Raw genomic sequence first — 20,494 nt, 5'->3', positions numbered from 1 at the left:
CTTGTCTCAGGCTCTGATTTGCTGGTTGTCACCGCCCGAAGGGTCCAATAGACGGATGATGGTTGCAATCAGTTGCTCTTCATTGATCGGTTTGGCGAGATAACCGTTGGCGCCGGCAGCAAGGCAGCGCTCGTTTTCTCCTTGTTGGTTTTTTGCTGAAATGGCCAGTACAGGCAGTTGTGAAAACTGTGCCTGTGCTCTGATTTGCTTGATGGCTTCATAGCCGTCGGTAACAGGCATCATGATATCCATCAGGACGATATCTATGATATTGCCGCGTTGTAACTGCTCCAGTGCCTGCTGGGCATCGCGGACAATACTGACCTCGGTACCGTAACACTCAAGCAAAGAGCCCAGAGCAAAACTGCTGCGTACGTCGTCATCGACAATGAGAATATTAACGCTGTCCAGCTGATGTTGACTGAGCAGGTTAATCTCATGCAGTTCTTCAGGCTCCGGGGCATCGGCAGCCTCTTCGCCTGTTACTGGCGTGGAGCTGGATTGCGGCGCTGGCGCCTGTACCCGCGGAGCTGTTGGTGTATCCTGCTTGGCTTGGTTTTGTGACTGCAGCGCCTCTAGCGGACATTCCTTTAAGGAAAGCGTGAAGCAACTTCCTATATCGGGAGTGCTTTCTACCGCTATTTCGGCATTCAGCAGGCTGGCCATATGTTTGCATATGCTTAGACCAAGCCCGGTGCCGGATTCGCTGTGTTGTTTCTTGGTATTGGCTTGAATAAAATCTTCAAAAATCGTATCAAGTTTATCCGAGGCAATACCGCACCCCGAGTCTTTCACCATAAACACTATGCTTGCTGTTGCCCATTTATTTTGAGCGCTGGCGTTTTGATAGTCCCGAATCACGGTGGAAAGCTCAATGCTGCCGGAGTCGGTAAACTTAAAGGCATTGGAGAGAAAGTTATTGAGGATTTGCTGTAGGCGGAGTTTATCGGTCACAACCTTATAGCTGGCTAAGCTGTCATCGATATCCAGGTTGAAATCCAGCGCTTTTTCTTCCGCAAAAGGGGCGTATTGCTGGTAAATATCATCCAGTGTCTCTGCCAGCAGGCACGGAGACAGATTAATGTCCATCTTGCCGGCTTCTACCTTGGATATATCGAGTATGTCATTAATGATCGTCAGCAGGTTGTTGCCTGATTTTTCTATGGTTTGTGCGAATTTAACTTGTTTGTCGCTGAGGGTTTTTTCCTCATTCACGGATAACTTTTTCGACAGTAAAATGATACTGTTCAGCGGAGAGCGAAGTTCATGGGACATATTGGAGAGAAACTCTCCTTTGCGCTTATCCGTCAGCCTCAACTCGCCATTTTTTTCACGTAACTCATTTGATAAGGTGGTGGTTTTTATCAACAGTGCCTGTGTTTTCTCCATATGCAGGTAATGCATGATATTTTTGGTCAGGACATCGGCGATAGAATGTAAGAATTTCTCTTTTAATTCGCTGATGGCTTCTAACGAGGCCACTTCCAGCAGTGCAATCGCTTCGTTTTGGGCGATCAGCGGCAGGCAGAGGTGTTCAAACGGTTGATAGCTGTGGGTGCTGGTATTGATGCGCATTGAATTAATATTGCCGACTCTGAGTTTTTGCATCGACTTACTTTCACATGCCTGCAGATGGACGCCGCTCAACGGCGAGTGTTGCTGGTAGTAGATGTCTTTGTTAAAACCCAAACCGGCAACGGGTTGTAGCTGATGATGCTCCATCCGGCTCAGCACAACGATGGGGAAATCGAGATAATCGCTGATAAACTTGCAAACCAGTTCGCTATACTCGTTTAATTGGCTGCATTGATGCGATTGATCGCTGAATTGTTTAAAGCCGGCCTTTAGCCAGGCTTCTTGTTCAGACAAGCTGGCATAACGCTTGATTTCTTCGGCCATGCTATTGAGTGAAATGCCCAGCTCATCCTGTTCAGAGATGACATCGATATTGGCGTCATAATTACCGGCAGACACCGCATGTGCCTGGTGTATGACCACTTTAAAACGTTCACTGATTTGTTTAATTGAACGTAACAGCAGACCGAGTTCATCTTCTTTGGTGACCGGCAGGGTAATATCAAGTTCACCGTGGGAAATTAGTTTGGCCTGCGTGGCCGCATGCCGGATATTGGCGATAAGGTAGTTATTCAGCCATAGCAATATCGCCACCAGTAAACCACAGAGAGCGAGTACGGCGAGCACTATGATGCTGATTTCAATGATGCTGGTATGGCTGTTGAGTTTGGCGCGCTCGCTCATATAGTTGGCGCTGGCAATACTGATCTCGGTAGCATAATCAAGCATGGTCGAAGCCTTGGCAAACCATGCTTTGGCAGTATATTCCGGGGGGATGTTATTAATGTCGGCCAGTATGTTTTTCTTGAGCGGTGAAAAGGAAAGGAAATAGTTGTTAAGAAACTCTTCCACCTTACCTTTAATTTCTTCAGGCAGTTCAGTGCTGCTGCTAAGCTGTTGCAGTTGTTTTATGGCGCTGTCTAACCGGCTTTGGATCTTATTTAGTTCATCGAGGTCGAAAACTTTGTTGCCTGCCTTGGCTGCCAGCAATGATGATATTAAGGCCCGCTCCAGTCCGCCGTCATGGAGCAGGTGGTTGATGGTGATCTGCGTGTTGTTTAATACATAGATATCGTTATCCATTTGCGCATTAATCATCAATTGCTGTGACAGTTTGATGGTGGCGTTGATAAGCCGGTTAGCGCTTTTTAGCCAGGTACGGACGTCTAAGGTGCCGCGCAATAGTTCGATACGCTTTAATTTCAGTATTTCAACAGCTTGCTGCCATTCTTTGTAGTGGCTGTCCACCACCGAAGAAACAGCATTGGCCTGGTTGAGCTGTGACAGCAGTTTCTGAGTGTTGTTTTGACTTGTCAGTAGTTCGGTGGTTTTGCTGTTAAAGTCGTCCATCCACTCGTATGCCGCTTCGGGGGCGCCTAAAATAGTCACTCCGATACCACGCTCTTCCGCTTGCTTATGGATCACCATTAACAGGGCATTGGCGGTTTTGGTAATCAGTTGCCAGTTATTTGCCTGTTGAAGGTCCTGGTAGTAACGCCCGATTAGTAAGCCGCATATGATCAGGTTGAAGGTAAGAAAAACAATACCGGTAATGGCTAATTTGTTACGTAAGCTATTTTTCATCAATGGTACCTGCCTCGTCTGTTGGAGCGTTAAATGGATAACGTTAATCGCCGTAGTCGAAACAGCCATAATCATGCCAATTGTTTTAATTGTTATAAATCATGTGGATAGGTTTTTTTCTGAAGGTGATACACTTTACGGGAGACATTTTTTTGTGAGAAAATTTGTATCATGAGACACTTTTGAGACACTCTTTTGATGCTTTTTGGCAAAGATTCGCCATAAAGGTGAGGTATCAAAGTTGAATATCGTACTCTTTAATTTTTCGGTAAAAGGTTGCCCGGCTGATCCCTAATAACTCGGCTGCACGGTTACGTTTGCCACCTGTGGTTTTGAGCGCATCGATGATACGGCAACGTTCATCCTCTTCGGGTGCATGATTGTTAGTCTGCTGGTTATGGGTGAATAATTCAGGGGGAAGGTGGCTCAGCCTGATATAATCTTCCTGGCAATGAATGACGACATACTCCACAAGGTTTTTAAGTTCACGGATATTACCGGGCCAGGGGTATTGTCGGAGCGTATCCATGACCCGTTTATCGACCTTGATGGCTGGTTTTCCTGCCAAAATCCGGCTTTCTGAAAGAAAATATTCGATCAGCAGGGCGATATCACCGTCGCGGACTCTTAATGGCGGCATCTCAACCCGGCCAACCCGCAGGCGATAAAACAGATCTTCCCGGAACCTTTTTTCATTGACTTCGATTTGCAGGTTTTTGTTGGTTGCTGCAATCACCCGGGCATTAACGGCAATAGTTTTGTTATCCCCCAGGCGCATGATTTCCTTTTCCTGGAGTACGCGTAGCAGGCTTTTCTGGATGGACGGTGAGATATCCCCTATTTCATCGAGAAACAAGGTTCCGTTTGCGGCAGACTCGAACAGTCCTTTTTGATCCTGAATGGCGCCGGTGAAGGAGCCTTTTTTGTGGCCAAATAACTGGCTGGCAAGCAGTGTTTCTGTGAGACCTGCGGTATTGACAGCAATAAACGGCCCTTGCTTGCGTTGGCTTGAGGCGTGGATAGCCCGGGCGGCTAACTCCTTACCTGTACCTGTTTCACCTTCAATCAAGACATTCCAGTCTCCGGCGGCAAGCTGTTCAAGTTCTTGATACAGTTGCTGCATCGGCTGTGATTGGCCAAGCATTTTACCATAATGGGTGACATTGATTTGCTCTCTTAACACGTGGATCTCAGAAACGTCATACATGTAAAGGATATGCCGCTTAAGATCGTTCGGATCTTTTTTAATGTCGATATCCACCCAATATTGATTTTGGTGGTCCGTAGCCCAATTTATCGATATCCGCTGTTCGCTGATATCTCCTGCCAGTGCTTTTTCCAGCTGATGCCGGGCTTTCCGCGAGAAGGGCAGTACCGACAGCCAGCTTTTGCCAATCGGAGATTTTTCTCTCCAGCCAGGCAAGGTGTGACATGATTCGCTGGCAAATTCGATAACACCTTGTTTGTTGAGGATAAGTGTTGCTACCCTGAATTGATTCAGGGTCAAGAGTAAATTGTCCCGGGACTCCTGTAGTTGTTCCAGGGTGATTTCCAGGGCAAGTTGTATTTTTTTCTGTTCACTGAGATCATGTACTACCCCGGTAAAAATGGTTCTTCCTGCCAAACGTACCTCGCTGACACTTAATGAGATTTGGATTGGCGTGCCTTGCTTATCCTGGGCAAGCAATTCCCGGGTGCTGCCGATAACGTTTCGTTCGCCGCTTTGATAGTATTTTTCCAGAAACTGATCATGGTGTACGCGAATATGCTCAGGCATTAAAATCTTGATATTTTTGCCCTGGAGTTCGTTGGCAGTGTAGCCGAAAAGCTTATAGGCTGCGGGATTTGCCGATTCAATAATACCCTTACTATCAATGGTGATGATACCGTCGACGGCTGTGGTCAGAATGGCCCTGGTTTTGGCTTCGCTGTCTTTTAACTCAGCCGTTTTAAGGCGCACCAGTGAGCTCACTTCAAAGGTTCTGCCTGTCAAAAATAGCAGCAGTGCCGAACCTAAGGCGGCAATAGCAAAAATGCTGGTCAGGATAAACCAGGAGTTTAAGCTGCGTTGTTGTTCGATGGCATGAATCGATGGTGTGACATTCAATTGCCAGTCGCGTTCGGCAAAGGAAATGGCAAAAGTCACTGAGTCAGTGTTCAGGGACTGTTGGTTGTCATTGCCAAAACTTGCCAGGTTAACCGGCGGGCTGTGCTTGTCGGTTTTGTCGGCCAAGGTTGCGTACAGGCTGTCAAAGGCTTGCATATCAAAAATGGTGTTAAGTAATGCACCGATACGAAAAACGCCAACCACATAACCTCGTAAAGATTTGACTTGTGTATTGTTAAATACCGGTAGAAATACCAGTAAGCCCGATTGCTTTTGTGTTTCCTGTACCAGGGTTATGCGGGCGGTACCCACGGCTTTGGCCAATATTTCGGCTTGATGCAAAGCCGCCTGTCTGGTTTTGTTGGAATTGACATCAAAGCCAACGGCGCTCTCATTGCCCCTTAACGGCTGAATATATTTCACCACTACATGGCGTGGCCGTGGTGCTGCGGTGATCAGCTGGTTATTTTGATCTCGTTCCACGATTTTAAAATCGTCTCCCAGTTCATGTGCGGCGTGCAATTCAAACAACTGTCGCTGTGCCTTACTCACCACGGGATTCCAGGACAGGGCATGGATACCGCTGTTGCGTTTTAGCAATCCGTTGGCAAATTGAGAAAACTTGCTGTGACTGAGCTGGCTATCGCCGGAGATATAATTTTGCAGCGCATAAAGTGCATCCAGGTATTGATCCAGGGAATACTTTAGGGCTTTTTGGTGTAATTCCGATTTTTTTAAAAAATTAGTACTGATTTTTTCTTGCTCAAGTCGGCTCATAAAGGAAAATACTACGACAATCAATATGGTTAGCAGTGACAGCGGCAAGGCAATAAATACCCGTCTGGGGTGCCAAATGGAGCGTGGAAACCCGTGACAAGATAAGGCTATGGGTACCAGCAGCAGTAAGCCCACGGTGTTGCCCACCCACCAGGTAAACCAGGAAAATAGCCATTGTTCGCTGCTGATCTGCGAACTGATTATTAAAACGGTGATAGCCAGACTTGAGCTTATTAAACTGCTAACAGGGGCCAGCACCGCGGTAAACATTACGATATCGCGGGTTTTCACTAACGTCAGTGGTAACCCTAGCTTCTTTTTGACTAAAACATAAGCGGCCAAAGCTTGCAGGGTGGAAGCCAATGCTATCGCCAGTGCACTTATCACGACTCCCTGCGTGGCGTCGGCAGCGCCGTTCTCCATACCGATCCATAGACTTAACAGGTAGGAACCGATGAAAACTGCGGGCCACAGACGAACGCCGAAAACGAGCAAAGCATAGAGTGCAATGCCGGATGAGGGGAATATCGCGGTCGCATACCCGGGAGGGATTGCTAACAAGCATCCGAGTTTCCCTAAAATAATAAAGCTTAGCGATACCCAAGTGACATTTCGTAAATACAGCAGTGTATTCACTTTATATTCCCCTATAGATAGAACATTCTTCATGTTTATTATTGAGTTATTATTAGTAAGTGTAGCTTGATTTGTTATTAACTCTTTTATTAAGTTGCGCTGGCGCGGAGGCTTAAATCGTCAATGGCTGTTTTGAATGCCTGGTTTGATGGCAGATAGCAAACAAAACCTGTGCTTGTCTGCGATGTATTAATCATGCAGAGACCTGATGTTGTGAAATCTTGGCAGTTAATTGGCCTTTTTCTTCAACTGCATCTTTTTTATGAAATTTTCAGAAACGATTTCAGTTAAGGTTACTTCTGTTCATCTGCACACTTTTATCCTGGCCTTTGCCTGCGGTTATTTATGTTGTATTTGGGTTTTTCAGGAGGGCTGATAGCTGAAGGTCGGCGAAAAGGAAGCCCGCCTTAAAAATTTTCTATCCTGGGGGCAGGGTAACGCTGAATTTTACCGAGTTTTTTGAAGGCAAACCTTTCCTGGCCTAATGTAAACAAGGCCGGTTTTACTGTCGGCAAAAAGGTCAGCATTGTTATCAATCAAGAGGAGATGAAAATTACGCCTAAACAGGGCAATTGAGCCAGTAGCGGTTTTAAAATCAAGGCTACTGCTTTTCAAGGTGCTGCAGCAGCCTTCCCGGCAGTTTATATTCACCGGCTTCAGTCGATAGAGGTATTTTTCCTGTTTTAGAGCGTAGGGGGTTCATATCCAGAGGAAATAACTGACCTTAGCTTATTCAGCTAAAGTCGCCTTAAGCTCCGCCAGATAGGGCTCGTAATGTTTCCATTGTTCAACCCCTTTTTGATTAATGGGTTGTCGTACCTGCTCAGAGCTGGCGGTTCTGACGGCTCTTTTGGTTTTATAAAACTCCAGACAGGCCGGCTCAAGCGCTAAGCCGATATAATCAAATAACCTGGTTATTGTCTCGGTTGGTGAGGCCACTAACGCTTCGTAATCAAGCGTTAAAATTTGCCCCGGATAAACCTGGTGCCAGTGAGCCATCAAATCTACGTAGCCTTGATAATACTTGGCAATATCATCAAAGGAGTAGCTAAATTCCTGCCCTTCGGCAAAAAGCTGCTTGTAGACACTGAAGCAGCAGGACAAGGGCTCCCGCCGGGTATCGATGATTTTGGCGTTAGGCAAGATAGATTTTATCAAGCCGATATGGCGAAAGTTATTGGGCATTTTATCGATAAAATAAGCGGCGCCTTTTCGGTGAATTTGCGTTTCTTTGAGGTAGCGCTGGCCAAAATGGGCCAGTTCATCGGCAGAAAGCTCCGCCAGCACTTTGGGGTATCTGGCATCTGTGCGCTTGAATTTACGGCCGTTAAGCTCCTGAACATAGGCCAGGATATTGGGCAGCTCTAAGGTGCCGTCTATTTGAGAATGGGAAGAAAGAATTTGCTCCACCAAGGTGGAGCCGGTACGGGGCAGGCCTAACACAAAGATAGGATCTTCGGCTTGCTCTCCCATGCCGTGCAGCGAATTTACCTGCTCAGGGGTAAAAAACTGCTTCTGCAACGAGAAGTTGTTGGCCATTACCTCGCTGTCATAGTTGACTAAATCCCGCTTAATTTTATTGCCCGTTTGGTAGTGCTCAAAAGAGCGCTCAAACGCTTGCTGGTTTTCAAATGCCTTGCCTAAGGCAAAATGCAGATGCACCATATCTTCGGTATGGTTAGCCTGCTGCTCGACCACAGCCAGCATCTGTTCGATTAATTCTTCGGAGAATGAAAATGTTTTCAGGTTGGCCAGACTCCAGTAGGGATCGCCAAAAGATGTATTGAGGTTAATAGCTGCCAAGTAGCAATCGATCGCCTCTTGCTGTTGGCCAATTGTTTTATAAACATGGCCCAATAACAGCGGCAGTAAGGCATTGTTTTTGTCTTTAGCGAGCAGCGACTGGTAACGCTTGATGGCATCGTCATATTTCCCAATAGCCGCCTCCTGATTCGCCAGGGTTAACTGGCTGGCGCTATCTTCCGGCAAACGTTCGCTTAGCATCAGGGCCTGGACATAGGCGGACTCAAATTTTTGCCTGTGGTGGAGAATATTGACGTAATCGAATTGCAGCCAGTGATTTTCCGGCGCTAATTGTAAAGCGGTTTCCAGCAAAAATTCTGCGTCATCTAACACGTGATGTTTTTCTGCAATTTTGGCTAGCAGGCGCATACCTTCAACATGTTTGGGGTGCTGCAGCATGAAGTGCCGACAGAGTTTCTCGGCTTTTTCCAGTCTGTCTTCATAAATAAAACTGAGCACACTGGCCAAGGCTTTTGGCAGGTGTTTTAAATAGTCAAGATTGTGCGTGGCTGTGGTGTGTTCGTCACTATTGCCGGAAAGTTCGCTTACTGCCTGCCAACTGGCATGTAGTGACGGGTTGCGTTTTACCGCCAACAGGTAATTTTCCAGGGCCTTTTGATTTTCCCCTCTTGCCCGATAAATATGGCCGAATTCCTGATAGGCCCGGCCATAGCCAGGTAAAAGCCGTACCAGTTGCTTGAGAAAGCCTGTTGCATCACCGTAAAGTTCCAGGTAGCGGCAGCAGACAGCGGCCAGGTACAGCACCTCTGTATCGGTCGGTTTGCTTTCAAGTGCTTGTTTACATAAGGTTAAAGCAACGGTAAAACGCCCTTGCTGGATCTGCTTTTGTATCGATGAAGTCTCGGGAATATGCATAGCTCATTAAAAAGTCCCGCTTAGCGGGACTTTGTTGGTTTTTTATTAGTATTTATCACTATCTATTAGTAATAGGTATAAGTAAAGCTCAGGCCCATGGTTCGCGGCCGGTTGGTGGAGACCCTGGGGATATCATCTTGATTATTGATAAAGAGTTCAGCTCGTTTGTCTGTTAAATTATCAATGTAAATCTTCGCTGACCAGCTTTCTTTTTCTATGCCGATGGACGCGTTTAACAAACTGTAGCTGTCTTGTTTTTGCCTTTCGCTGTCAACTATGGAGCTGTATGAGCTGCCGGCATATTGGCCGGCAACTTGCCAGTTAACCATGTATTCACCTACTTCCCAGTCATACCTGGCGCGCAGGTTGCCCTGGAACTCAGGGGTCAGGGGCAGGGAGCTGCCTATCGGCGCCATTTCGATCACCTGGGCATTTAAGGCGGTTAATTCGGTATCGTTATAAGAGAAAGCGCCCAATAAGGTTAAGTTGTCGGTGGCCTGCCAGGCGATATCGCCTTCAAAGCCTTTAATTTCCGAGTCGGCAGCATTTTCAATAAAGGTGAGTATAGAGACGTTAACCGGATCAAAGCGCGATACCTGCATATCGTCCCATTCGATATAGTAGAGGTTGGCGTTAAAGCGCAGGGTGTTATCCAGCAGCATGGCTTTCCAGCCGAATTCGTAGTTGGTGACATCATCGGTATCATAGGTGACTTCGACGTCGGGAAATGCCGGGTTTGCCGATGCTATGCCGCCGCCGCGGTTAAAGCCGCCGGGCCTGAAGCCTTCGGAGTAAGTGGCATAAAGCAAAATATTATCTGTTGCCTGGTAGCTGATATTAAATTTGCTGATGGTATCGTCGCTCTTTAGCGGTTTGTCGGAGTGGCCGCCTGAGCTGTCATAATCCCGTCCGCTGTCGCCATCGACGCCTTTTTCGGCAAAGTTTGACGAGCCGGTAAAGTCGGATTCGATTTCATACCAGCGTAAACCGGCGGTCACGGTTAAGTTATCGGTTAAGTCGTAGGACAACTCACCGAAAACGGCAATCTGCTCTTCGGTGCGGGTAATATCATTAAAGAAAGCGACTCCGGGTGCCCTGGCATTGGGGTTGATATTGTTGGCGCCGGCAATGGGGGCATTAGGAACGAAGCCCAGTTGCGGGGTGGCCTGGTAAACGAAATCGTCTTGTGTTTCTATTTCAAAGTCATCGTAATAGATGCCGCCAATAAAGCGCAGCGGCTGCCCGGCATCGGTGGCGATGCGAAATTCATGGGTGATCCGGGTTTGATCTTGCTTACCCTTGAAGCCTTTGGTGGGATCTAAACATTCGCGGTAGCTGACCTCTTCAGAGGCATAACTACAGGTATACCAGGGGATAAAGGCGCCGCTGTTATTGTAGCCGGTGTAATCAATGGCCTGCTCTACTTCCCGGTCGAGAAAGGCGCCGGTGTACACCAGCTCCAGGTCATTAACGGTGCCGGTTACTGTCCAGGAGGTTTGTGAAAATTCATCCCTTAACTTATCAGGGAAGTAACGTTGTACTTTTAGGTCGCCCACTTCAGGGTCGTAGTCAAATACCCCGTCGGCCCCTAATTCTTGCTGGGCATGTTGTACCAACAGCTCCCAGTCGCTATTGATGTCGTATTTAAGGCCAAGGCGGGCGCCTTTATAAAAGCTGTCGTTAAAGTCTTTTTCAACCAGGGCGGTGTTGTTGGTGCTTTGATAAACGGTATCTTCCCCCAAGCCTTTAACGCTGTCGGCCACTTCGGTGTTGATGTTGGGATCTAAGGTGAATTCGCCGGCGACATTATCGATATAACCGCCTTTATTGACACTGTATAGCGCGGCCCTGAAGGCGAGGTCGTCGGTGATGGGTAAATTAATGAAACCTTCGACATTGGTGCTCATTTCACCCTTATGGGTGTTGGCTATGCCTGAGGTAAACCCGGCTTCAAAGGTGTCGGTATCGGGTTTTTTGGTGATGTAACGTACGGTCCCCGCCTGTGAGCTGGCGCCGAATAAGGTGCCTTGCGGCCCCGCCAGTACTTCGATTCTTTCCAGATCTGTGGCGTAAACATCTAAATTACGTCCCGGTGCGGTCACCGGCTGTTCGTCGATATATAAAGCAACATTCGGGCTGGTGCCCTGTGCCCCGGATAACATGACGCTAATCGGTTGAATAGCCATGCCGCGGATAAAAACGTCTGCCTGTCCCGGCCCTCTGCCGCCAACGGTGACATTGGGCATATAGCGGACAAAGTCGTCAAAGTTGCCGATATTGTTGTCTTTCAAGTCGGTATCGCTCATGGCCTGAACGGAGACCGGCGTAGACTGGATGCTTTGCACCCGCTTGGTGGCGGTGACTTCAATGACTTCGATTTCTTTGGTATCAGCGATTGCTGAGAAAGGGGTGGACAGACCTAAGGCGGAGAGTACAGCACATGTTATTGCTTTATGTTGAAACATAATTTTCCCATGGAATGATGTTTATTTAATTGTTTTATAACAACTCTAATTAATATGGCTGATTCCGATAAAAACGAATATTGCTTCATATTGCTTAGTGTTATAACAAATAAGGGTAGCATTACTGGCTATGTAAATCATATTTAAACGTTTTTAACTTTTTGTGATGTTTTAATCCATGCTGTACAATGATTTGAATTCTAATTATATGTAGTAGAAGTTTTATGAAGCTAGATGTTTCGAAGATAAACCCCCCGGTGTTTCTTACTTCGTCATTACTGATAATCGGCTTATTGCTGTTTACCATTTTCACGCCGGATATCGCCAGCGGGTTTTTCTCCAATATCCAGGCCGGGATCATTGCCAATGGCAGCTGGTTTTATGTACTGACGGTCGCCGTTATCCTCGGGTTTGTCATCTATTTGAGCATGTCCAGGTTTGGCTCGATAAAGCTGGGGCCGGATCACATCAGTCCCGACTATAAACTCTCTACCTGGCTTTCGATGCTGTTCGCCGCCGGTATGGGCATAGGCCTGATGTTCTTTGGTGTGGCCGAGCCGATCATGCATTATCTTTCGCCGCCAACGGCTGAGCAGGGCTCTTTGGCATCGGTCAAAGAGGCGATGAAAATTACCTTTTTCCATTGGGGGCTGCATGCCTGGGCCATTTACGCTATTGTCGCTTTGATCCTGGCTTATTTCTGCTATCGGCATAAATTGCCGCTGACTTTGCGCTCTGCTCTGCACCCTATTATCGGCGATCGTATTTATGGCTGGCCGGGACATATAGTAGATACTTTTGCCGTGGTCAGCACGGTATTTGGTGTTGCCACCTCCCTCGGCTTGGGGGCGTCTCAGGTCAATGCCGGGCTTAATTACCTGTTCTCTATTGAGGTCAGCCAAAGCAACCAGGTGCTGATCATGGTGGCGATTGCCGCTTTTGCTTCCATTTCCGTGGCTACCGGGCTGGATAAGGGCATTAAGATCCTGTCAGAAATTAATATGGGACTGGCGATAGTGCTGTTATTGCTGATCTTTGTGTTGGGGCCGACAGTGTTTTTATTACAGGCTTATGTGCAAAATATCGGCGCATATCTTTCCGATATTGTCTCCAATACCTTTAACTTATTTGCCTATGAAAAGAAAAGCTGGATTGGCGGCTGGACCATTTTCTACTGGGGCTGGTGGCTGGCCTGGGCGCCGTTTGTCGGCCTGTTTATTGCCCGGATTTCCAAAGGCAGAACCATCAGGGAGTTTGTGATCGGCGTCATGCTGGTACCTACCGCGTTTACCTTGTTGTGGATGACGATTTTCGGTAATTCGGCCATTTCCCTGGTGGTGGATCAGGGGGTCACTGAGCTGACGACCATGATAGGTCAAAACTCTGCCGTAGGCTTGTTTGTGTTTTTGGAGAATTTCCCCTGGGCGACCGCTTTGACCGGACTTTCCATCCTGATGATAGTGATTTTCTTTGTGACTTCCTGTGACTCCGGGGCCATGGTGATTGATATGCTGTGTTCAAACGGACGCAACGACACCCCTTTATGGCAAAGGCTGTTCTGGGCGATAGGTGTCGGTGTCGTTGCGGCGGTGTTGAGCCTGGCGGGCGGGTTGGATGCCTTGCAGACCATGACCATAGCCAGTGCCTTGCCGTTTTCCATTGTCTTGCTGATGGCCTGTTTTGGGTTGATCAAAGCATTGCAGATAGAATCGGCAAAACGTGAGAGCCTGCAAATTAATGTTGTGCCAAGCAATTATTATGATAAGGCTGAAGACTGGCGTGAAAAGCTGGATAATATAGTGTCAACGCCGGACAAGAAAAATGCCGATTTTTTCATTAATAAAACCGTGAAAAAAGCCTTTGCAAAACTTAAAGAGCAGTTTGAAACCAACAATATCAGTGCAGAGGTTTCTGTGACGGAAACCGGTCTGGCGTTTAAGGTTTTTCACGGTGATGAACATGACTTTATCTACGGCGTCCATAAGAAGAAACTGGCCCAGCCGGACTTTACCCTGGAAGACAGCGATAGCTATTACCGGGCAGAAGTGCATCTGCTGGAAGGTGGTCAGGATTACGATATTATGGGGTGGTCAGAAATTGCGGTTATCAATGATGTGATTGAACAGTACCAGAAACATATGCACTTTTTGCACTTGTTAAGAGAATAGCGAAGCTTCGCTATTCTTCATTTTGTGTTGCCGTACTCATGTGCATAGGATCAATTTCCAATACCGGGGCGGCATCAAGTTCATTGGCATCCATCATAGTGGCAATGCGCTGCATCGAGGATAAGAGTAAGGATTGCTCCCAGTCTTCAAGGCCGCAAAAATTTTGGATAAAATGCTCTTGTAGGGGCTGAGGGGCATCGATTAAGGAGTTACGTCCCTTTTCTGACAAAAATAAACTGACCCTGCGTTTATCTTCGGTGCTTCGTACCCGGTTAATAAGTCCTTTATGTTCCAGCCTGTCTAAAATATTGGTGACGGTTGCCGCACTCAGGTTGATGCTTTTGGCAATCTGGCTTGCGGTAACACCTTTGACTCTTGCTATTTCCTGCATGATCAAAAGTTGCGGGCCGGTGAGGCCGGAGGATTTATTAAGTTGCTTGGAATGCAAATCAATTGCGCGAATGACTTTGCGAATTGATACCAAGAGTTCTTCGTATTTTTCCATTCGATAATGATCAGAATTTAAATATTCGCAAAGGATAGCATTTAACGGTTTAAATTGTAATTAATCTCTGATGCCTGTTGTGGTGGGGGTTGCATAATAACAAAGGGGTTAAAACAGCCGGGTTTATCATTAATCTCCAAAAAATGAATTTTTTATAAACACTTTTTTCATCGGTGTTTCTTAAGGTTGCAAGAAGGCTTGTGTCTTTGAATCTGCAACTTGCCTTTGTAAGCATATCTAATGAAAAGGAATAAAAAGGAATGACAATGAAGATGAGCAAAAAGTGTTTGTTAGCCAGTGTTTTGTCTATGGCGGCGGTAAGTGCCCAGGCTGATAACCAGGTCCTGCCGGAGTTAGATATGAAAGATTTACTTCTCTTTCAACAATACATGAACTGTACCGGTACGGCTTATGAGCAATATCCGCCGATAGTGTTAATGCCCGGCTCTCCGGCGCTGGAAAATCCGGGGTTGGCACCTGCGCTGGCAAAATGCCAAAGGGTTTATGACGCTGCAAAATCAGCCGGTTAAATTAAGCGGTATTTATGCGGGCGCCTCCAAAGGGAGGCGCTTCGGGACAAGCTAAAGTTATCGCCTTAGTGCTGTTCACCTGCTTTTTCTCCAAAGAAAATGGCAAAAATCAACAAAGCCGCTTACGCTATTTTTTATGCCTGAAATATAAGTCAGACAAGGAACTGCCGAGATGACTATTGAACGAATTGACACTAAACAGCGTATGAGCCGGATAGTGAAACATAATGGCGTGATTTATCTGTGCGGTCAGGTTTGCACCGATTCCACCCGGGGAATAACCGAACAGACGCAAACCATGTTAATGAAAGTTGATGCCTTGCTTGAAGAGGCGGGCAGTGACCGTGAGCATATCTTATCTGCCACTATTTATGTTAAAGATATGAGTTACTTTGCCGAAATGAATGCGGTTTGGGATAGCTGGGTGCCACAGGGCCATGCGCCAGCCCGGGCTTGTGTTACCGCCAATATGGCGCGTGAAGAGCTGCTGGTGGAAATCTCTGTGGTGGCCGCAGAAAAATAAATTGATTCCCGAAAGATAGGGCTGGCCTGACAGCCGTTTTTTATTCCGTTATTAATATATGGGCATGTTTGCTTATTGGCCAAGTCCCTGAAATCATATTTGCGAATAGGCAACTATCACCCCGACCAGCATGGTCATGCCGTAAAAGTAGCCTTTAACTATTCTTCGGCTTAGCGGGGAAGCATGTTTTAATTCCATAAAAATACCTATCACCCAGTGTCCTTTTGCCATCACGATCAGGCAAACAACAATCGTGGCGGTCACACTGGTGTTACCGGTTTCGGCGATGGCGGCGCTGGGCAGGGTCAGGGCGATAAGGCGCAGCCAGATATTGAAGCTTTGTTCGGAACAAGATCTACGGGCGCGTCGGTACAGGTTTGTTAGCATTTGCTGACCTCAAAACATAAATCAATGGGAAAATCAGGATCCACACCAAATCAACCATATGCCAGTAACTGGCGGCGCTTTCCAGGCCTTCATGGGATGACCGGTTGTAATAACCGACAGCCGTTAATATCGCGGTAAAAATGGTGGTGCAGGTGCCTATCAGTACATGCAGCAAGTGGTTGAAGGTAATGTAGTAATAGCCGGCAAAGTAGTAGTTGGTGCGCGGGCTGATCCCTGCCTGTTCGTTTAGCTGGTATTCCCTGGTTTTATTTGTTTCTGTTGATCCCGACTACGATACCATAGCGCATCTGCAGAAGTATTTAGCCTGTTTCAATGACGACTTTATTGGCCTGAGCGAAGATAAAAGTGAAATAGATAAAGCGGTAAAGCTGTATAACATCCGCTACAGCAAAACCTCAGATATCCAGGTGAGCACCCAATACCGGAAAAAACAGATCCCAAAAGATGACGTACATCACGGCAAAGGCGGCGAGCATAGCGCAGCCCATGGTAAACACCACGGCGGCGAGGGAAAACATTATGATACCTCTTCGTTATTTTCATACAGTACTTATATTTATTTCATTGATTTACAGGGCCGGGTGCGGGGAGTTTTTGATACCGCTACCTCGGCAGAAAAACTGGCGAAGTCGATACAAGGCTACTTGCTCGACAACAAGCTTATTTAGCTCAAAATTTAACATTTCTTATTCATTACCCAGAGGAAAATATTATGTTTAATATCTTTAAAAAATCCAAGAAAGAACAGGCAAGCGACGATATGGCGTAGTGTCAAATCAGGTTGACAATGCCCTTGAAGAAAGCCAGGAAACTGAGGAGCCGAGAAGAGTGCACGGTGAAAATGGTGTTTGCTGCGGCAGCTGCGAAGGCCAGTAAATTCGCCTTTTTAAAAGGCGATAAGGATAAAACGAACCATTACTTTGATAAAATTTATCGGGTAATGGTTATCTCTCTTTTATGAAACCTTTGAGGTTTTTTCCCTGTGAGATACCGACGTCATAAAGCAATTTTATTTCCTGTTCAATCTTCCTGAGAAAATTCAATAAAGTCAAATTCTTGATAATGGCGGGGCTTTGTCTTTATATTCTTTTCGCGCATCAACTCCACAATCAAGAGTTGTACAATAAATAAACACTTGTTATATTCGGGTCTGGCAAACTTATCGAAAGATAAGGACGCAAAGCCTACGGCCTAAGGGGAAACCTAGGGTAGCGAGGTTGCAACCTTTGTTTCGGTATGTTCCTAAATGATGAATTATTAGGGCATGCATATGTTTATTTATATAGTTAAACCTGTCTTTACTGCTGTCTCTAAATCCAGAGACAAGTCAATTTTAGTTATTTTTTCCAAGGCGCTTTTACCGTGCTTGCCGGGAAAGCAGGGCAAGGTCTTGCCTGTGAAAACTATCTTATCTTTTTTCAGGGCACAGGGGCGTTATCGAACATCCGAGTATTCGTTTTTAACTGGTCGTTTAAGTTAATACCAATTTTATTAAATATCTAACCATCTCCGGGTGGTCTAAATTTCCAAGTCTTGCGTTGTTTTCAATCACAATAGCTTGCTATTGCTCAATCAAACGCCTCGCCTGCATGGATGCAGGTGCTTAGCTTTAGTCTGGAACGATAAAGGGGTTTCTTGAAAATTTATCCTCACCGAATTTTGGTCATTTACTTAATGCAATTGGCATAAGGAGAAAAGATGTTTCAAAATAAGCAAACCGTAAAAATTGTTTTCGCGCTGGCGATTGCTTTGGCGTGTCTGTCTGTCTTGGCGCAGTTTAATCAAGCCCCCTCCAGCCTTAGTTATATAGTGAAAGGAACAAATACAGATACCATTACCGAACTCACCTTAGCTGCCGGAGGCGAGATCACCCATACGCTTCCCATCATTAATGCCATAGGCGCCAAACTTACCGAGCAGCAAAAACAAACCTTATTACGTTACCCTCAGGTCATTGCCATCTATGCCGATCGCACAATAAATAATGCCGGTAAGGAAGAAGAGCGCGGGGACAGGGCTGGCAGGTGAAAACAACGGACAAACCGGGCTGAACCCGGATTTATATCAAGTGTGCCTGGTAATGGCTGAGGGGACGGTTTATCTCCCGTGTTATTGAGTCTGGCTTTAAGTTTTTCTTCGACCTTATCGTTATTGCTTATTGCTGCAAACTCAAATTTATTGATAAAAATAATACTTAAGTTTTAAACCTTGCCGGACTTTTAGGCATCTTACTAGAGGTTAACTGGAAATGCAGGCGTCGCTATTATCGCAAAAGCGTAAGCAGGCTCAGTTTACCCCCGGATTATTAACCTCAAAAAAGATGGAAGTCACAGATGAAATTAACCTTGTTTTTCCCCTGATATTGTTACTTTTTTCGCAATACTGTGGCGCCGTGATCAAGCGCCATGATATTCCCGCGACAGCTTACCAGGTGGTTAAGCCGCCGGAATATTTGATTGATATGCCCCATGACGGACATGGGGTATTGATTTCACCAAACTGGATAGTGACGGTTGCCCATGTGATTTTTTATGATTATCAGGGCAAGATGATTGATATCGGTGATAAAAGTTATCAGGTAGAAAAAGTTATTATTCACCCGGGTTATAAAAAACCGGATAAGTCTCTGACGCAAGGGGATGCCAAGCCTTTGATGGACTTTTTCAAAAGTAATCATGATATTGCGCTGGTGAAGTTGGCATCGAGTGTTCACGAGGTTGCGCCGATAAAACTCTATAGCGAGGCGGATGAGCTGGGGAAAACCGTAAGCGTTTATGGCAAGGGCTCAACGGGAGACGGGCTTACCGGAGAGGTCAAAGGGACTAAATCTCTTAAGGTCTTAAACCGGTTTGAAAATGAGATCGAAACATTAGAAGCGAACTGGTTATCGCTGAAATTTGATCGCCCGCCCCACGGGCTTGAACTCGAAGGCATTGAAGGCAACGGCGACAGCGGCGGTCCTTCTGTTATCCATAAAAACAATACGCCTTATTTGGCAGGCTTAGTAAGCTGGGATTATTGGCAGGGAGATCTGGCTTCATTTAAAAACGGCCTGTACGGCAATCGTTCTTATCAGGTCAGAATTTCCAGTTATATAAAATGGATCAACCATACCATAAACAACAGCTGATAAGTTTTACCTGAGATAAGGGCTGGTTTCAGTCTGGCGGGGCAGCCGATAGAGTTAAGCTTAACTCTATCGGCGTACAACGTTTTTAGCCTGCTTTTACCAAAAAAATGTCGTTCATCAGCGAAATTATTTTTTGCTGTCACTGTGGTGAAAGCTGATGCTGGCCCGGTAACCGTTGGCGACCTGGCTGAGTTGATACGGCCAGCCAAACTGCCGGGTGAGCTTTTCCACTAATTTCATACCCAGGCCAAACCCCAGCTCTTCTTTTTTGGCATTTGCCTTTATTTGCTTTGAGGTGATATTGGTGATGATAACCTCATGGCCATGCTGGCGGATATCAACATGCCCCTGTTGCGTGTGCTGAAAGGCATTGCGGATCAAGTTGCTGAGCACAATAATACTGGGGGTTACTGCCAGAGCAACCTGGCTGTTATCCACTGCTACCTCGACCGTCACTTCTTTACCGGCAAGCAGATATGCCAGCTCTGCCCGGGTATTTTTCACTAATTCTCCCAGGGCGGTGGTTTCAACGGCCATTTCCGTTTTCCCTTCCCGGCTTAACCATAATAAGGTTTCTGTCATGGATTTCATGGTTAAGCTGGCACGTTGTATCCGGTCGCGGATCTGGCGCTCTTTCTCTGTCGGCGCCGGGCTGATTTTTTCCAGCAAGGCGGCATTGCTTCTGATCACCGCAATCGGGGTGCGCAGTTCGTGGCTGGCGTAACTTAAAAAGGCCTGTTCCCGCTCTACCGCATCGGCGACAGAAGTTAGGTTTTCATGCATCAGCTTGGCTAAGCCGTTGAGCTCTTTGAAGGTAAAGTCGGGGCGCGGCTTGTTTAATTCGTTTATTTTCAAGTTTTTGCCCCATAGTTGCAGCGACTCAACCGGCACGGCAATTTTCTTAAAAATATACAGCAATACCAGGATGAAAATTGCCAGCACCGAAAGGCCTATCAGAATAATGAGGATCATTGGATCGATGAGATAATTATCTTTAGGGTGTTTTTCATGGCGCTTGGCGTGGACATCTTCATTAAAATGGGAAACAAAGACGGTTTTATTATCCCGTTCGACCACAATCAGGGAATATATTTTCTTCGGAGGCTGAATATAAATCCAGTCGATGAATTTACTGTGCAGTTTATTTTTTTCTGCGGGAATGGTTGGAAATTTATCCCGCACCGGCTGGGGCACTTTATGCCATTCGGTGGTGCTATGGTATTTTAATATGGTTTGTTCGCTTTTTCCGTCCTCAGGATATTGCTGGCCAATGTTAAACATCATACTTTCAACCACCATGCCAAAAGAGTCGATAAAAAACCGGGCACTTTGAAAAGAAAGTCCCACCGCTATCAGCAGTATCAGGCCGGTCAATAAGGTAAAAATATAGGTGCGAATACTCATGCT

General features: G+C 46.3%; 15 protein-coding genes and 1 riboswitch. Of the genes, 7 read left to right on the top strand and 8 right to left on the bottom strand.

Annotated elements, in window-relative coordinates:
* Positions 1-6 precede the first annotated feature (6 nt).
* The 4 genes from SG35_RS25870 to SG35_RS25855 form a co-directional block, all read right to left on the bottom strand.
* Positions 7-3,159, bottom strand: a complete 3,153-nt coding sequence (locus SG35_RS25870; RefSeq protein WP_044833051.1) for a response regulator — start codon at positions 3,157-3,159, stop codon at positions 7-9.
* Between the two features lie 235 nt (positions 3,160-3,394).
* Entirely contained in the window at positions 3,395-6,712 is a 3,318-nt protein-coding gene (locus SG35_RS25865) for a sigma 54-interacting transcriptional regulator (protein ID WP_084692744.1), read from the bottom strand.
* A gap of 696 nt (positions 6,713-7,408) precedes the next feature.
* A complete protein-coding gene (locus tag SG35_RS25860) occupies positions 7,409-9,358 on the bottom strand; it encodes a tetratricopeptide repeat-containing sulfotransferase family protein (RefSeq protein WP_044833049.1) in 1,950 nt (649 codons plus the stop codon).
* A gap of 65 nt (positions 9,359-9,423) precedes the next feature.
* A complete protein-coding gene (locus SG35_RS25855) occupies positions 9,424-11,823 on the bottom strand; it encodes a TonB-dependent receptor (RefSeq protein ID WP_053043052.1) in 2,400 nt (799 codons plus the stop codon).
* A gap of 224 nt (positions 11,824-12,047) precedes the next feature.
* Between SG35_RS25855 and SG35_RS25850 the strand changes: the two genes are divergently transcribed.
* Positions 12,048-13,991 carry a BCCT family transporter gene (locus SG35_RS25850; RefSeq protein WP_044833048.1) on the top strand — a complete coding sequence of 648 codons (1,944 nt, stop codon included), beginning with the start codon at positions 12,048-12,050 and terminating at the stop codon, positions 13,989-13,991.
* 10 nt (positions 13,992-14,001) lie between these two features.
* Here the strand turns inward: SG35_RS25850 and SG35_RS25845 are convergent, their stop codons facing one another.
* Complete coding sequence (locus SG35_RS25845) at positions 14,002-14,496, bottom strand: MarR family winged helix-turn-helix transcriptional regulator (protein WP_044833047.1); 495 nt, start codon at positions 14,494-14,496, stop codon at positions 14,002-14,004.
* A gap of 266 nt (positions 14,497-14,762) precedes the next feature.
* Between SG35_RS25845 and SG35_RS25840 the strand changes: the two genes are divergently transcribed.
* Both SG35_RS25840 and SG35_RS25835 read left to right on the top strand, forming a co-directional pair.
* Entirely contained in the window at positions 14,763-15,026 is a 264-nt protein-coding gene (locus SG35_RS25840; protein ID WP_044833046.1) for a hypothetical protein, read from the top strand.
* A gap of 172 nt (positions 15,027-15,198) precedes the next feature.
* Positions 15,199-15,549 (top strand): RidA family protein, encoded by a 351-nt coding sequence (locus SG35_RS25835; RefSeq protein WP_044833045.1) that lies wholly within the window; start codon positions 15,199-15,201, stop codon positions 15,547-15,549.
* 93 nt (positions 15,550-15,642) lie between these two features.
* Here SG35_RS25835 and SG35_RS25830 read toward each other — a convergent pair whose 3' ends face one another.
* Together SG35_RS25830 and SG35_RS32155 are read right to left on the bottom strand one after the other, a co-directional pair.
* Positions 15,643-15,936 (bottom strand): cytochrome C oxidase subunit IV family protein, encoded by a 294-nt coding sequence (locus SG35_RS25830; RefSeq protein WP_044833044.1) that lies wholly within the window; start codon positions 15,934-15,936, stop codon positions 15,643-15,645.
* Positions 15,905-16,168, bottom strand: a complete 264-nt coding sequence (locus SG35_RS32155) for a cytochrome c oxidase subunit 3 (RefSeq protein ID WP_084692743.1) — start codon at positions 16,166-16,168, stop codon at positions 15,905-15,907. Before SG35_RS32155 ends, SG35_RS25830 begins: the two co-directional genes overlap by 32 nt.
* Here SG35_RS32155 and SG35_RS25825 point away from each other — a divergent pair.
* From SG35_RS25825 to SG35_RS25815, 4 genes are all read left to right on the top strand, one after another.
* Positions 16,155-16,625: an SCO family protein gene (locus SG35_RS25825; RefSeq protein WP_044833043.1), complete on the top strand. Its 471-nt coding sequence runs from the start codon at positions 16,155-16,157 to the stop codon at positions 16,623-16,625. The two genes, SG35_RS32155 and SG35_RS25825, sit on opposite strands and share 14 nt — an antisense overlap.
* A 100-nt stretch (positions 16,626-16,725) precedes the next feature.
* The gene (locus tag SG35_RS32150; protein WP_160298300.1) at positions 16,726-16,833 is read left to right on the top strand and encodes a CCGSCS motif protein; all 108 of its coding nucleotides are present in this window, start codon (positions 16,726-16,728) and stop codon (positions 16,831-16,833) included.
* Between the two features lie 266 nt (positions 16,834-17,099).
* Positions 17,100-17,182: riboswitch (cyclic di-GMP riboswitch) on the top strand.
* A 473-nt stretch (positions 17,183-17,655) separates the two neighbouring features.
* Positions 17,656-17,985 carry a hypothetical protein gene (locus tag SG35_RS25820; protein WP_044833042.1) on the top strand — a complete coding sequence of 110 codons (330 nt, stop codon included), beginning with the start codon at positions 17,656-17,658 and terminating at the stop codon, positions 17,983-17,985.
* A 220-nt stretch (positions 17,986-18,205) separates the two neighbouring features.
* Positions 18,206-19,087, top strand: coding sequence for a S1 family peptidase (locus SG35_RS25815; protein ID WP_236702595.1), 882 nt, complete (start codon positions 18,206-18,208; stop codon positions 19,085-19,087).
* 126 nt (positions 19,088-19,213) lie between these two features.
* Here SG35_RS25815 and SG35_RS25810 read toward each other — a convergent pair whose 3' ends face one another.
* On the bottom strand, positions 19,214-20,491 hold the full coding sequence (locus tag SG35_RS25810; RefSeq protein ID WP_044833041.1) for a sensor histidine kinase: 1,278 nt from the start codon (positions 20,489-20,491) through the stop codon (positions 19,214-19,216).
* Positions 20,492-20,494 lie beyond the last annotated feature (3 nt).

Source organism: Thalassomonas actiniarum (assembly GCF_000948975.2).
GTDB classification, from domain to species: domain Bacteria; phylum Pseudomonadota; class Gammaproteobacteria; order Enterobacterales; family Alteromonadaceae; genus Thalassomonas; species Thalassomonas actiniarum.
The sequence above is the reverse complement of the archived record's forward strand: the minus strand, read 5'-3'. Positions and strand labels throughout refer to the sequence as shown.